The sequence below is a fragment of the Collinsella aerofaciens genome (assembly GCF_039758815.1).
GTDB classification, from domain to species: domain Bacteria; phylum Actinomycetota; class Coriobacteriia; order Coriobacteriales; family Coriobacteriaceae; genus Collinsella; species Collinsella aerofaciens_BP.
Genome location: NZ_JBDMSK010000001.1, coordinates 24,883 through 38,496, shown reverse-complemented (window position 1 = coordinate 38,496; position 13,614 = coordinate 24,883). Strand labels below are relative to the sequence as shown.

Annotated in this window: 13 protein-coding genes and 1 tRNA gene; 5 read left to right on the top strand and 9 right to left on the bottom strand. The window is 57.9% G+C overall.

All coding sequences use genetic code 11. The features are described from left to right. Window positions 1-17: 17 nt before the first annotated feature. From pheA to ABHT90_RS00125, 4 genes are all read left to right on the top strand, one after another. The gene (gene pheA, locus ABHT90_RS00140; RefSeq protein WP_346981218.1) at window positions 18-1,163 is read left to right on the top strand and encodes a prephenate dehydratase; all 1,146 of its coding nucleotides are present in this window, start codon (window positions 18-20) and stop codon (window positions 1,161-1,163) included. Then, window positions 1,164-2,414 (top strand): shikimate kinase, encoded by a 1,251-nt coding sequence (locus ABHT90_RS00135; protein ID WP_346981217.1) that lies wholly within the window; start codon window positions 1,164-1,166, stop codon window positions 2,412-2,414. It begins immediately after the preceding gene. 64 nt (window positions 2,415-2,478) lie between these two features. Beyond that, window positions 2,479-2,916: a type II 3-dehydroquinate dehydratase gene (gene aroQ, locus ABHT90_RS00130; RefSeq protein WP_346981216.1), complete on the top strand. Its 438-nt coding sequence runs from the start codon at window positions 2,479-2,481 to the stop codon at window positions 2,914-2,916. Between the two features lie 132 nt (window positions 2,917-3,048). After that, window positions 3,049-3,516 (top strand): DUF4869 domain-containing protein, encoded by a 468-nt coding sequence (locus ABHT90_RS00125; RefSeq protein ID WP_346981215.1) that lies wholly within the window; start codon window positions 3,049-3,051, stop codon window positions 3,514-3,516. Between the two features lie 188 nt (window positions 3,517-3,704). On the opposite strand, the gene ABHT90_RS00120 is transcribed toward ABHT90_RS00125, so the two are convergent. The 4 genes from ABHT90_RS00120 to ABHT90_RS00105 all read right to left on the bottom strand — a co-directional run bounded on the left by ABHT90_RS00120 (window position 3,705) and on the right by ABHT90_RS00105 (window position 7,425). Further along, window positions 3,705-3,781: transfer RNA gene (locus tag ABHT90_RS00120), tRNA-Arg, on the bottom strand. Window positions 3,782-3,835: 54 nt separating this feature from the next. Next, a complete protein-coding gene (locus ABHT90_RS00115) occupies window positions 3,836-4,603 on the bottom strand; it encodes an ABC transporter ATP-binding protein (RefSeq protein WP_022094777.1) in 768 nt (255 codons plus the stop codon). An 11-nt stretch (window positions 4,604-4,614) separates the two neighbouring features. Continuing rightward, window positions 4,615-5,460, bottom strand: coding sequence for an ABC transporter permease (locus ABHT90_RS00110; RefSeq protein ID WP_346981214.1), 846 nt, complete (start codon window positions 5,458-5,460; stop codon window positions 4,615-4,617). A gap of 120 nt (window positions 5,461-5,580) precedes the next feature. Beyond that, window positions 5,581-7,425 (bottom strand): DUF6020 family protein, encoded by a 1,845-nt coding sequence (locus tag ABHT90_RS00105; protein ID WP_346981213.1) that lies wholly within the window; start codon window positions 7,423-7,425, stop codon window positions 5,581-5,583. A 58-nt stretch (window positions 7,426-7,483) separates the two neighbouring features. Here ABHT90_RS00105 and ABHT90_RS00100 point away from each other — a divergent pair, with 58 nt between their 5' ends. Beyond that, window positions 7,484-8,452, top strand: coding sequence for a glycosyltransferase family 2 protein (locus tag ABHT90_RS00100; protein ID WP_346981212.1), 969 nt, complete (start codon window positions 7,484-7,486; stop codon window positions 8,450-8,452). Window positions 8,453-8,557: 105 nt separating this feature from the next. Here ABHT90_RS00100 and ABHT90_RS00095 read toward each other — a convergent pair whose 3' ends face one another. From ABHT90_RS00095 to rfbA, 5 genes are all read right to left on the bottom strand, one after another. After that, on the bottom strand, window positions 8,558-10,012 hold the full coding sequence (locus ABHT90_RS00095; RefSeq protein ID WP_346981211.1) for a sugar nucleotide-binding protein: 1,455 nt from the start codon (window positions 10,010-10,012) through the stop codon (window positions 8,558-8,560). Window positions 10,013-10,026: 14 nt separating this feature from the next. Next, complete coding sequence (rfbB, locus tag ABHT90_RS00090; protein ID WP_346981210.1) at window positions 10,027-11,046, bottom strand: dTDP-glucose 4,6-dehydratase; 1,020 nt, start codon at window positions 11,044-11,046, stop codon at window positions 10,027-10,029. Window positions 11,047-11,121: 75 nt separating this feature from the next. Continuing rightward, complete coding sequence (locus ABHT90_RS00085) at window positions 11,122-12,096, bottom strand: hypothetical protein (protein WP_006236235.1); 975 nt, start codon at window positions 12,094-12,096, stop codon at window positions 11,122-11,124. Window positions 12,097-12,105: 9 nt separating this feature from the next. Next, window positions 12,106-12,543 (bottom strand): DUF4869 domain-containing protein, encoded by a 438-nt coding sequence (locus tag ABHT90_RS00080; protein ID WP_040360074.1) that lies wholly within the window; start codon window positions 12,541-12,543, stop codon window positions 12,106-12,108. Between the two features lie 95 nt (window positions 12,544-12,638). Further along, complete coding sequence (rfbA, locus tag ABHT90_RS00075) at window positions 12,639-13,538, bottom strand: glucose-1-phosphate thymidylyltransferase RfbA (RefSeq protein WP_118267703.1); 900 nt, start codon at window positions 13,536-13,538, stop codon at window positions 12,639-12,641. Window positions 13,539-13,614: the final 76 nt, after the last annotated feature.

The following is a 13,614-nucleotide window of genomic DNA, read 5'->3' as shown; positions in this document are numbered from 1 at the left end:
ACGTGAAAGGGGTCCCTATGGACCTTGCCGACATCCGCCAGGCCATCGATGGCATCGACACCACGCTCCTCAATAGCTTTGTCGAACGCATGGACATTGCCACCGAAGTCGCCAAATCAAAAATCGAGATGGGCAAGGCTGTCTTCGACCCCGCCCGCGAGCGCTCCAAGCTCAACAACCTTGCCGGCCGCGCGCCCGAACGCTACGAGGCGCAGACAATCACGCTGTTCCGCCTCCTCATGAGCATGAGCAAGGCCGAGCAGCAGCGCTACATCAATGAGCTCAAGGGCATCACGGTGTCGCAAAAGGCCCACGCCACGGCCACGGCCTTTGACACACCCTTCCCTCAAACGGCCTCCGTTGCCTGCCAGGGCGTGGAAGGCGCCTACAGCCAAATCGCCGCGTCCAAGCTCTTCGACGTGCCCGATATCGCGTTCTTCGACACCTTCGAAGGTGTCATGCGCGCTGTGCGCGAGGGCTTCTGCGAGTTTGGCGTACTGCCCATCGAAAACTCCACCGCAGGCTCGGTCAACGCAGTCTACGACCTGCTCGCGCAGTTCGACTTCCACATTGTGCGCTCGCTGCGCCTCAAGATCGACCACAACCTGCTCGTCAAGCCCGGCACCAAGCTGCAGGATGTTCGTGAGGTCTATAGCCACGGTCAGGCCATCGCGCAATGCGCCGGCTTTATCGAGGCGCACGATCTGCACGCCACCAAGTACCCCAACACCGCCATGTCGGCCGAGATGGTCGCCAGCTCCGAGCGCACCGATGTTGCCGCCATCGCATCGCGTAGCTGCGCGGCACTCTATGGCCTGGAGGTGCTGGAACCCAATATCCAGGACTCTGACAACAACTACACGCGCTTTGTCGTCATCAGCCGCGAGCCGCGCGTCTATCCCGGTGCCAACCGCACCTCGCTCATGATCACCACGGCCAATGAGCCGGGTGCCCTCTATCGCGTGCTCGAGCGCTTCTACGCGCTCAGCATCAACCTCATCAAGCTCGAGAGCCGCCCCATCCCCGGCCGCGACTTTGAGTTTATGTTCTACTTTGATCTGGACTGCCCCTTTGGCAGCAAGGCCCTCGACGACCTGCTCGATTCCATCGACGACGTGTGCGAGAGCTTCACCTACTTTGGCAGCTACACGGAGGTGCTCTAGATGACCGATACCGCCGCAACCCGTCCCTACGGCGTACTGGGCCGTGTGCTGGGCCACAGCTACACCCCGACCATCTACAAGGAGCTCGCGGGGCTTGAGTACGTGCGCTTTGAGCGCGAGCCCGAGGACCTCCAGGCCTTTATGACCGGCGACGAATGGGAGGGCACCAACGTGACCATCCCCTACAAGCGCGCCGTCATGGACTACCTGGACGAGTTGAGTCCCCTGGCCGAGCGCATGGGCAACGTCAACACCATCACACGCCTACCTGACGGTCGCCTGCGCGGCGACAACACCGACTACTTTGGTTTTCGGTGCCTGGTCGAGGAGTTGGGCGTTGAGGTTGCCGGCAAGAAGGCCCTCGTGCTCGGTGCCACCGGCGGCGCCGGCACCACGGCAAGTATGGTGCTGGGAGACATGGGCGCCATCGTCGTACCCGTGGGTCGCACGAGCGAAGTCAACTACAGCAACATCGCGCAGCAGTCCGACGCCGCCCTGCTCGTCAACTGCACGCCTGCCGGCATGTTCCCCCACTGCCCCGACGCGCCTTGCACACTCGAAGGGCTCGATGCGCTCGAGGGCGTTATCGACATTGTCTACAACCCCGCTCGCACGGGACTCATGCTCGAGGCCGAGCGCCGCGGCATCACCTGCATCGGTGGCCTGTTCATGCTTGTTGCCCAGGCGGCACAAGCTGTCGAGCGCTACACCGGCCAAGTCACCCCGCGCGAGCGCATCCTGGACGTAACGGAGCGCCTGTCACGCCGCGAACAGAACATCGCGCTGATCGGCATGCCGGGCTCGGGCAAGACCCGCGTGGGCGAGCAGATCGCCCTGCTCACGGGTCGCGAGCACATCGACCTGGATCGCGCCCTCGAGGAGCGACTGGGCATGCCCTGTGCCGACTTTATCGTCAAGCGCGGCGAGGCCGCCTTCCGCGAGCAGGAGACGGCGGCGCTGGCCGACATCTCCAAGCGCAGCGGCCTGGTGCTCTCCACCGGCGGCGGCGTGGTAACGCGCGACGAGAACTACCCGCTGCTGCACCAGAACAGCCAGATCGTGATGCTCAACCGCAAGCTCGACGAGCTCGCCCACAAGGGCCGCCCCATCACCGCGCGCGACGGCATCGACAAGCTGGCCGAGCAGCGTATGCCGCGCTACCGCGCCTGGGCCGACTACATCATCGACTCACGCGACTGCGCCGCCAACACCGCCCATGCCCTCCTCGACACCCTCCCACCCGCTCTCTAACCAAAACCACCACAAAGGGGGCAGGCACCTTTGTGGTGGTTTTTCAACTGCAAAGGAAGCAACCATGAAAGCACTCGTCATTAACGGCCCCAACCTCAACATGCTCGGCATTCGCGAGCCAGGCATCTACGGCAGCGACAACTACGATCGCTTAGTGCAGATCTGCCAGGAAGCGGGTGCCGCACAGGGCTTCGACGAGGTCGAGGTCTTCCAGTCTAACCACGAGGGCAGCATCGTCGACAAGATCCAGGAGGCTTACGGAAAGGTCGACGGCATCGTCATCAACCCGGCCGCCTACACGCACACAAGCGTGGCCATCCTGGACGCGCTCAAAGCCGTCGCCATCCCGGCTGTGGAGGTCCACATTAGCGCCGTAGAGACGCGCGAAGACTTCCGTCAAGTGAGCTATGCGCGCCTAGCCTGCTTCGTCACCATCACCGGCGAAGGCCTCCAGGGCTACGCACACGCGATGGAGCTGCTGAGGGAGCATCTCGAAAAGTAAGCAAACGGTGACAATTCACGAACGCTGATTCGCGTGACTACAACGCCAGTGCCGGCAGCAGCAATCTCGCTGCTGCCGGCATTTTATTACTGGCATATAATCGTTGCAGTCACACAATGTCTGGAGACCCGCATGCTGAGCATTCATCTGGGAAATTACCCCGGCTCCATCTACGATACCAAGACCTTCTTTAGGAACTCGTACTTGGATTCATGGTTCGAAGACCCCATGGCTGCGCAAATTATTAAAGGCGTTGACGGATCGGAGTTCATCGGCTCTCACAACATCATAAGCAAGCAGCTGGGCTCGATCAGCCCGCTCGAGTTATCCGGCGGAGTAAAGACGCTCCTGCTTGTCCGCAATCTCCCCAACATGGTCTTTAATGCTTCCACCTGCGGCGATAACTGCGCCCGTTGGCTGCTCAAAATTGGCAAAGAACAGGATGTGCTGGTAACCCTTTACCACGTCATGAAGTTCCCCTGGAAGCGTTTTGAGATTCGCATCGATAACGATGGCTGCATCGTCAGGAACATGCAGGAGTTTGTTGGCGCCACGAATGATTTTCTGGATGTTGAAGATGCGACTAGAATGCCGCACTAAGTTCTATTGCCGTAATCGCTGAATGCGGTTGCGAAAGACTTATCGGAGTGTTCGAGGGCAGAGCAGTAAGCCACGCAAAACGTTTAAAACCAAGGCTACGCCCATGCGTTGGAGTCGCTGAAAGGCCAATCCACATCAGCAAGACGAAAAAAGCCCAGACCACCAAGCGATCCGGGCTTAATAAACGATGGTGCTCCATGGCGGATTCGAACCGTCGACCTTGGGATTAGAAGTCCCCTGCTCTATCCAACTGAGCTAATGGAGCAAATAACCGCACGCCAAAGCAAGCGCAAGCCTGTCAGGCGCAAATAATTATAACCTAGTTGAACTGCTCGCGGTACGCCTTGCAGACCTCATCGACCGGGCCGTCCATGCGAAGGTCACCCTTCTCAATCCAAACGGCACGCTGGCAGATGCGCTCAACCTGCTCCATGGAGTGCGAAACGAACAGAACCGTCACGTCGCCGCTCTGGATAAAGTGCTGGATGCGGTCCTCGCACTTCTGCTGGAAGAACACATCACCGACGGACAGCGTCTCGTCAACGATCAGAATATCGGGCTCGGTAATCGTCGCGATTGCAAAGGCGATACGCGCCACCATGCCCGAGGAGAAGTTCTTGAGCGGCATATCGACAAAGTTCTGAAGCTCAGCGAACTCAATAATGCCGTCAAAGTTGGCATCGATGAACTCCTTGGTATATCCGAGCAGAGCGCCGTTCAGATAGATGTTCTCGCGGGCGGTCAGCTCGGGGTCAAAGCCGGCGCCAAGCTCAATCAGCGGCGCGATGTTACCGTGTACCTTAACGCTGCCCTCACTAGGCTCAAGCACGCCAGCAATGATCTTGAGCATCGTAGACTTGCCGGAGCCATTGGTGCCGACCAGACCCACGACCTCGCCGCGATGAATATCGAACGAGATGTGCTTAAGCGCCCTAAACTCCTCAAAGAACAGCTCGTGCTTGGCAAGCTTGATGAAGTACTCCTTGAGGTTGGTCAGCGACTCGGACGCCATGTTAAAGATCATGGTGACGTCGTCGACCTCGACAGCCAGAGGCTGCTCGCTGTAATCAACAACAGATTCAGTCATCACAGCACTCCTTAGATGTAGAGGATGAACTTGCGCTCGGACTTATGGAACACGGTGTAGCCAATAACAAGCGCAAGAACCGCCCAAGCGACGCACATACCAAACGTCATAAGCGAGGGCGTAGTCTGGAACAGGAAGATATCGCGCATAAACTGCAGATAGTTGTACATGGGGTTCGCATATACCAAGATACGGACAATATGGGGCATCTGCGCAACAAAATCGGTCGTCCAAAAGATGGGCGTGATATAGGTCCACGCCGTGATGACAACGCTCCACAGATGCATGACATCACGGAAGAAGACCGTGAGAGCGGAGAGCATCATGCCCAGGCCCATGCAGAAGCACATGAGCAAAAGTAGGCAAACAGGCAGCAGAATGAGATGCCAAGATGGCATAACGTGGAACCACAGCATAACAATGGCAACGGCGACCAGCGAGAAAGCAAAATTAACCAGCGAGAAGAGTACCTTCTGCACCGGGAAGACCCAGCGATGAACCTTGACCTTCTTGAGCAGCGGGGCAGCACCCACGATCGACGTCAGAGCCTGGTTCGTAGACTCGGACATGACGGCAAAGGTGACGTTACCCACGATCAAATACAGCGGGTACATCTCGGGCGTAATCGAGCCATTGCGGCCCTGGGCAAAAATCGTCGAGAACACGATGGCCATGACAATCATCATCAGCAACGGATTGAGCACCGACCATGCGACGCCCAGAACGCTACGGCGATACTTGATCTTAAAATCCTTGGTAACCAGCTGACGAAGGATAAACGCGTCCTTCTCAAATTCGTTCTTGGCAAACGTCGCAGGCAGACTGCGAGTTTCTTGTTGCTTTGTCTGATCCGACACGGATGCAACTCCTTTACTCGTAATCGTTGACAACCGAACAGTATAGACCCGCCCTCAAAGCCATAGGGCGGCGTAGCAAAACTGGAGAACTAACCCACAACATCATTTGCGGTGCTTTCCTTACCAAACAACAGACCACGAGCAACCGCCACAAACGCAACCGGAAGGCCAAATTGTGCCGCAACGATATAACGAGGCCAATACCAAATGGGGCTTGCAATAAAGAGCGTCCCGTACAACAACAAAAAAAGGCAAAAGCGGCAAAGCAAACCTTGCGCGACCACAAGACACCAACAGTACTGTCGAAAACATGAGCAACCAAAAGACAACTGCGCCAGAAATAGACCAAGCGCTCAGTCCAATCGCCACATCGACACCATCGCCAAAGGGTGCAAGCAAGTTGCGAAATGTAACTCCCGTAGAAGCCTTTGCGTCGGCCACAAGGTTATATGGAACGCCCATGAGAAAGTTTTCAGGCAGGCCGTCGGCACCCTTTACATTTGGGGCCCAAAAACCAAACGTCTGTAGTTCCCACGCCTCAAAATAGATAGAAGGATTGCGCAAAAGCATCGAGACCCAATGGGTCCAAAATCCATCTTTTAAATGCTCCGAATTAAAGCCTTCATTCCATTTAAGCGGATCAATTAAACTGGGACGATACACATCCTTATAAAGACCTATTGGAAGCAGCTCGTTCATATAAGAACGATCGGACTCGGTCATATCACCATCAAGCGCGGCAACGCGGGCCATCTGGGCAAGCGGAATACCCACTGACTCAACATCCTCCGACGGAACAACGCCCATCGCCGAGTACACGGGACCCGTAATCACCAAGCATGCAACTATCGCCAATCCAAGAGGAACAGCCATACGGAAAGCCGACTCCATCGGAGCAGTGCGGCCAAGTAGGCCCAGTACCGCAATTATTGCAAGCACGATACATAGCGCAGCGCAAATATACAGACCGTTATTACGCAGCAGCATGACGCCCAGCGAAAGCAGGCCAAATACAAGCAGACGCGGCGTACCCAATCGAGACCCATGCTCCAAAACGGCATCAGTAAGCATGGCCACCACCAAAACAAGGCAGCAAGAAAACAGTGGGTCCTTCCAGAGCGCCACTGAATATAGTGCGCAATACCGAGACAAGCCAAATAGAGCTACGAGCAGCCAGGACCAACGAACAGAAACCCCCAGGCGGGAAGTCACCCAAAGAGCAAGATAGCCAAACGTACAGGAAACGCAGGCCATCTGAAATACCGTCAGCAATGCAACGCCCGCCGAAAGGCCTAGCCCAAACAACCCGACAATCTTGATGCAAGCGCCCATCATCAAAGTGAAAGCAACCGAATGATGGTTGCTCAGGGGATTCCACCCCATAATCTGAGCGAACGAAGAAAAGGTATCGCCAAAAAACAGGCCGGGGCAATACCTCATAAAGAACGGTAGATACAGAAGAAAAATGACAAGGGCACGGATTGCAACGGACGAGACCGAAACAGGAACGAACGTATCACCGCCATTCGCCCTCTGAAACTTCTTAACGAAGGCACAACGACGACCACAGCCAGACAGCTGAACCAAAGCCGACAAAATCCAAAAGACCAGCGCCGTCATCATGCAAAAAGCGACGACATCATACACGGAATACGGCTCGATATAATTCTCGTTAACCCCGCCAGCTATCACCGGTTCGGCCACGCGAATATGAGCTCCCAACACAAGAACAAACGAAAATGCAAGGGAGCTCATAAGACAGCTAACTCGACCAACAAGAGACGGAAATGCAAAATCCCTGCATCCCAACTTTTTGAAGTAAACCAATGATGCGATTATCGCAATGCACGCCAAGACCGATGGAAACAGGGCAAAGGAACCACTACAATACGTCACCGTAACGATACTTGCTGCAACCAGCAAAACAGCACGTGTCACGTCTAATAACCTGAACTCTCGAATCAATGCGCCCATCCTAACCACGAAACAAACGATTCGATTGTACGCGACCAAAGGAACCTTCATGGCCGAGCAAACGATTGCCGTTATTATCCCCTGTTACAACGAGGCAGTCACCATCGGAAAAGTCATCGACGACTTTCATCGCGAGCTTCCTCAAGCGACGGTCTACGTATATGACAACAACTCGTCGGACGACACCTCACACATCGCGGCAGAGCACGGCGCCACGGTGCGTTTTGAGCCGCGCCAGGGAAAGGGCAACGTGTGCCGCCAGATGTTTCGCGACATCGACGCCGATTGCTACCTGATGGTCGACGGAGACGACACCTACCCCGCCGAGGCGGCCAAAGCCCTCTGCGAGCCTATCCTCAACGGCACGGCCGATATGACTGTAGGCGACCGCCTTTCCAACGGCACCTATGCCGAGGAGAACAAGCGTGCCTTCCACGGCTTTGGCAACAATCTGGTCCGCGCCATGATCAAGTGGATCTATGGCTACAGCTTCGATGACGTCATGACCGGCTACCGTGCCATGAGCCGCCCGTTCGTTAAAACCTTCCCTGTGCTTTCCGAGGGCTTCCAGATCGAAACCGAGCTCTCGATCCACGCCGTCGACCACCGCTGGCGCATCAAAGATGTGCCCATCGAGTACCGCGACCGTCCGGAAGGTTCCGAGTCCAAGCTCAATACCGTAAGCGACGGCATTAAAGTCGTTGCGATGATTGGCACGCTGTTCAAGGACTACCGCCCTCTGAAGTTCTTCAGCCTCGTCGCGCTTCTGTTTGCGGTGATCGGCCTCGCCTTGGGCACGCCCATCGTTGTCGAGTATTTCCAGACCGGCCTCGTTCCGCGCTTCCCCACCGCCATGCTCGCCGCGTCGTTTATGTTCCTGTGCGGTCTGAGCCTTGCGACCGGCTTCATCCTCGATTCCGTGGCAAAGGTCGAAAAAAAGCAGTGGGAGGTCAACGTGTACAGCAAATACGCCTACGATGACCAGCCCGGCAGGTCCGCCACCACGCCAAGCGAGTGAAAGATCTTCCGCAAAATACTATTGGCACCACTGCGCAGATAGCCATCAACAAGAAAAGCCGCCGTTAAAGAACGGCGGCTTTTACTCTCGAAAAGTTGATAGCGGCTAGAGCGTCTTGAGGTACTCCCCAAGCTCTTCCTCCCAGTCGGGCATGTGGAACCCGACCGACTCGAGCCTGGAAAGGTCGAGCGCGGAGTGGACCGGGCGCGGGGCGACGGGTCCCTCGGCGCCGCCGTAGTAGTCGGCGGTGCTGACCGGCACGACCTTGTCCCCGTTGCCGTTGGCGGCCTCGAAGACGGCGCGGGCGATGTCGGCCCAGGACTTCACGGCGCCGGAGCCGGTGCAGTCGTAGGTGCCGTAGGGGGCGTGCGTCCCCAGCACATGGAAGATGGCCCGCGCCATGTCGCGCGTGAAGGTCAGGCGGCCCAGCTGGTCGTCCACGACGGTGACCTGGTCCAGCTTGTCGTCCGGGTCGGCGACGCGGTCGGAGAGCGCCTTCATCGTCTTGACGAAGTTGTGCCCCTCGCCGATGACCCAGGAGCTGCGCATGATGTAGTGGCGGGGGCAGCCGGCCACGGCAATGTCGCCCGCGGCCTTGGTCTGGCCGTAGACGGACAGCGGGCTGAGGGGCTCGTCCTCGGTATGGACCTCGGCCGTGCCGTCGAAGACGTAGTCGGAGGACACGTGCACGAGGGTGATCCCGTGCCCGGCGCAGGTGCGGGCGAGCAGGGCCGGGCCGGTGGCGTTGGCCTTCCAGGCGGTCACGCGGCCCTCGGGGGCCTCCGCTTTATCGACCGCCGTGTAGGCACCGCAGTTGATCACGGTGCCGTAGAGCGACCAGTCGTACTGCGCGTAGGCGTCCGGGTCGGACATGTCGAAGGTGTCGATGTCGCAGAAGTCGAAGTCCTTGGCGACGCCGCGCTCCTCGGCGAGCGCGCGCACCGCATGGCCCAGCTGGCCGTTGCAGCCGGTGACGAGGGTGCGCTTCGGCGCCATGGGGACGACGTCCCTCAGCATCGGGTGGTTGAGGTCCGCCTCGGAGACGGTGGCCTGGTCGAGCGGGATCGGCCACTCGATGGCGAGCTCGGGGTCGGCGAGGTTCACGAAGGTGTAGGTCCTCTTGAGCTCCAGGGACCAGTGGGCGTCCACCAGGTAGGTGTAGGCGGTGCCGTCCTCCAGGGCCTGGAAGGAGTTGCCCACGCCGCGCGGGACGTAGATGGCCTTGCTGGGATCCAAAACGGTCGTGAACACCTTGCCGAAGGTCTCGCTGCCCTCGCGCAGGTCCACCCAGGCGCCGAAGACCGAGCCGCGCGCCACGGAGATGAACTTGTCCCAGGGCTCCGCGTGGATGCCGCGGGTGACGCCGCGGCTGTCGTTGTAGGAGACGTTGTTCTGGACGACCCTGAGGTCCGGGATGCCCAGGGCGCACATCTTGGCGCGCTGCCAGTTCTCCTTGAACCAGCCGCGCGAGTCGCCGTGGACGGCGAGGTCGACGACCTTGAGGCCCACGATGCCGGTCTCGGCGACGGCGAGGTCCTTCTCGAATGCGATGTCTGCCATGTCTCTCTCCCCTCCTACTGGCCCTGTGCGCGGTAACGGGCCTCGGTGGCCTCCTTGACGGGGCGCCACCAAGACTCGTTGGCCACGTACCAGTCGATGGTGGCCTTCAGGCCCTCGGCGAAGTCGGTGTGGGCCGGCCTCCAGCCCAGCTCGCGCTGGAGCTTGGTCGAGTCGATGGCGTAGCGGCGGTCGTGGCCGGGGCGGTCGGCGACCCAGTCGAAGTCCTCGGGGTCGCGGCCCATGGCCTCCAGGATCATGCGAAGGACGGTGATGTTGTTCTTCTCCCCATTGGCGCCGATGAGGTAGGTCTCCCCCATGCGGCCCTTGGTGAGGATGTCCCACACCGCGGAGCTGTGGTCCTCGGTGTGGATCCAGTCGCGGACGTTCTCGCCCTTCCCGTAGAGCTTGGGGCGGACGCCGTCGACGATGTTCGTGATCTGCCTGGGGATGAACTTCTCCACGTGCTGGTAGGGGCCGTAGTTGTTGGAGCAGTTGGAGATCGTGGTGTGCAGGCCGTAGGTGCGGGTCCATGCGCGCACGAGCATGTCGGAACTCGCCTTGGTGGAGCTATAGGGGCTCGAGGGCTTATACGGCGTCTCCTCGGTGAACTTGGCGGGGTCGTCGAGCGCCAGGTCACCGTAGACCTCGTCGGTGGAGACGTGGTGGTAGCGGACGCCATATTTGCGGACGGCCTCCAGCAGGCGGAAGGTGCCCTCCACGTTGGTGCGCAAGAACGGCTCCGGGTCGGCGATGGAGTTGTCGTTGTGGGACTCCGCGGCGTAGTGCACGATCGCGTCGTGGCCGGGGACGATCCTATCGAGCAGCTCCGCGTCGCAGATGTCACCGACGACGAGCTCGACCCTGTCCTCGGGCAGCCCCGCGATGTTCTCGGGGTTGCCGGCGTAGGTCAGCTTGTCCAGGACGGTCACGTGGACGCCCGGGTGGTTCTTCACCACGTAGTGCACGAAGTTGCTGCCGATGAAGCCGCAACCGCCCGTGACGATGATGTTCTTAGGTTCAAAAATCTCAGACATGAAAATCCAATCTGAAGCAAGTACAGCTTCTTTAGTATGCCGCAGGAAGTGACGCCGCGACACTATTCAACAAAACTATCGGACATTTCGGCATGCGATAAGAGCCATGACCTTCGCAGAATTACTTCCCCTACAAAACGCCTCCGGAATGCAGTCTTTGTCGTACCGGAAGACCGAATTCCCAGTTTTATCGCGTAAGTACTTATAGAAGAAGTCTTCCCAGCTTTTAAACTTCTCACTGTTTACAAAGGCTTCTGGGGTTTCCAAAACCGCCTTAACATCTAACCCTGAAATTACGCCAGAGCTCAGCAGAAGCCACTCGAATGACTCGGGAAGACAAACCGTAACAGTATCGCGATGAATGTCTTGCAGCTTAAGGACGCGGTCCGCATAGCACCCAAATGCCGCTCCGTCCGCGACAACAAACACGCGATCGTCGAAATGCTGATCCAACCAGCCCAAAATCGCGCTGTTCGTCATGGCCGAAGCACAGGTAAGCTCACTATCAGCGAAATGCCGTTCAAAGAACTGGAAACCAGACTTACTGTCCTCGCATAGAAGGATAGAAAAGTCCTGTTTTGGCGCCGATCGGGAAATAGCATAACGATGATTTCCGCGATCTTGATAAACAGGGACGAAGGAATGGTATTTTCCGCTCGTCTTAATCTTGTAAATCTCATCCACGCTATACGGAAGATTGGGGAAATCAGCCCTTGAGATCAGCACGAAATAATTCGAGGAATACAGCACATGATGGGCAAACTCATCAGAATGGATCTCTTTTAAGCCCTCATCGACAAATACAATCGAGTCATGAACGGACGAAAGCTGGTTTCGCCAATCATAATCGGTCAGGGCGACACAGGGACAATCGCATTGCAAGGAGACACCCGACTGCTCGCCCGTTCGCATGTAGTCTGCGACCATGTCAAACAGTGTCGTCTTACCCGTGCCACTATCGCCACGCACAATAGTGATGTTCCGCTTGATGGTAAATGTGTACTTAGTTCCCCTGCGGCGGGAAATCTTAACGAGATGCGAACCGTTCATAAGCAGTACCTACAGATACGGAATCGACTCGTGAATCAATTCGGCCATGTTGTGAACGATTCGGCCGCTATTCACGACTTTAATTTTAAAATCCTCGCGACCAAAGTCCATCACATGATAGAGATTCACAACGAGCTTGCGGTCTTTCGCCATGTCAAGAATCCACTTGGCACAGTTGTCACCACAGGTAGAGGCGTTAAAAATATGCTTACGATCAAATCTCATAAGCAGCAGCGTTTTCACGCCACCAGAAAGCTGGAGTGGGGAGATGGATCCAAGCACGGGGCTTTCGATGACGTTTTCGGAGACAACATCCGATCGATCGACATCTTTAATTATCGAGACTGCATAGGGATCCGTAATCCAAGTAGACCGGTAAGAGTTTTTGAAATATGTCGCTGTGTTGTAAATCGCTTCTGGCATATCGCCAAAGTAGACGCTTAACACATCCACTCCCAATCATATTATCTTTATGGTCAACGTAATCATAACGAAAGGGGCCACCAGATAAACGGTGACCCCTAAAAGAAAACAAGCTGGCGCTAGTACTCGCGCGGGCTGTTGACGATCTCGCCGGCGGCGACCTTCTTCAGGTGCTGCCCGTAGACCGACTTGCCGTAGGCCTTGGCGGCTTCCTCCAGCTCGGCGGTCGTGATCCAGCCGTTCTCCCAGGCGATCTCCTCGGGCACGGACACGGGCAGGTCCTGGGAGTGCTCCACGGCGCGGACGAACTCCGCCGCCTCGTGCAGGCTCTCCATGGTGCCGGTGTCCAGCCACGCGTAGCCGCGGCCGAGGGTGACCACGGACAGCGTCCCCTCCTCCAGGTACATCTGGTTGAGCGTGGTGATCTCGAGCTCGCCGCGGGCCGACGGCTCCACCCTATGCGCCTTGGCGGCCACGTCGCCCGGGTAGAAGTACAGGCCGGTGACGGCGTAGGAGCTCTTGGGGCGCTCGGGCTTCTCCTCGATGGAGACGGCCCTCCCCTCGCGGTCGAACTCCACGACGCCGAAGCGCTCGGGGTCGTCCACGTGGTAGCCGAAGACCGTGGCGCGGCCCGACTCGGCGTTCTGGACGGCGCGCGTCAGGTGGCGGGACAGGCCGTTGCCGTAGAAGATGTTGTCGCCCAGCACCAGGGCGCACGGCTCTCCGCCGATGAAGTCCTCGCCGATGGTGAAGGCCTGCGCCAGGCCGTCCGGCGAGGGCTGCTCCGCGTAGGAGAGGTTCACGCCGTAGCGCGAGCCGTCCCCGAGCAGGCGCTCGAAGTTGGGCAGGTCGGTCGGGGTGGAGATGACCAAGATGTCCCGGATGCCCGCCAGCATGAGGGTGGACAGCGGGTAGTAGATCATGGGCTTGTCGTAGACCGGCAGCAGCTGCTTGGAGGTCACGAGCGTGAGCGGGTACAGGCGCGTGCCGGACCCGCCGGCGAGGATGATGCCTTTCATAACATAACTCCTTAAAAAATAAAGCAGCCAGACATTGCATGCTTGCGGCAACGTTAACTTAAAGGTCTACGTTGCC

Bases quoted from the DNA above. Each gene is read 5' to 3' on its own strand.
- rfbB (WP_346981210.1), bottom strand. From the start codon at position 11,046: ATGTCTGAGATTTTTGAACCTAAGAACATCATCGTCACGGGCGGTTGC.
- aroQ (WP_346981216.1), top strand. From the start codon at position 2,479: ATGAAAGCACTCGTCATTAACGGCCCCAACCTCAACATGCTCGGCATT.
- ABHT90_RS00125 (WP_346981215.1), top strand. From the start codon at position 3,049: ATGCTGAGCATTCATCTGGGAAATTACCCCGGCTCCATCTACGATACC.
- ABHT90_RS00115 (WP_022094777.1), bottom strand. From the start codon at position 4,603: ATGACTGAATCTGTTGTTGATTACAGCGAGCAGCCTCTGGCTGTCGAG.
- ABHT90_RS00135 (WP_346981217.1), top strand. From the start codon at position 1,164: ATGACCGATACCGCCGCAACCCGTCCCTACGGCGTACTGGGCCGTGTG.
- ABHT90_RS00095 (WP_346981211.1), bottom strand. From the start codon at position 10,012: ATGGCAGACATCGCATTCGAGAAGGACCTCGCCGTCGCCGAGACCGGC.
- ABHT90_RS00100 (WP_346981212.1), top strand. From the start codon at position 7,484: ATGGCCGAGCAAACGATTGCCGTTATTATCCCCTGTTACAACGAGGCA.
- ABHT90_RS00085 (WP_006236235.1), bottom strand. From the start codon at position 12,096: ATGAACGGTTCGCATCTCGTTAAGATTTCCCGCCGCAGGGGAACTAAG.
- pheA (WP_346981218.1), top strand. From the start codon at position 18: ATGGACCTTGCCGACATCCGCCAGGCCATCGATGGCATCGACACCACG.
- rfbA (WP_118267703.1), bottom strand. From the start codon at position 13,538: ATGAAAGGCATCATCCTCGCCGGCGGGTCCGGCACGCGCCTGTACCCG.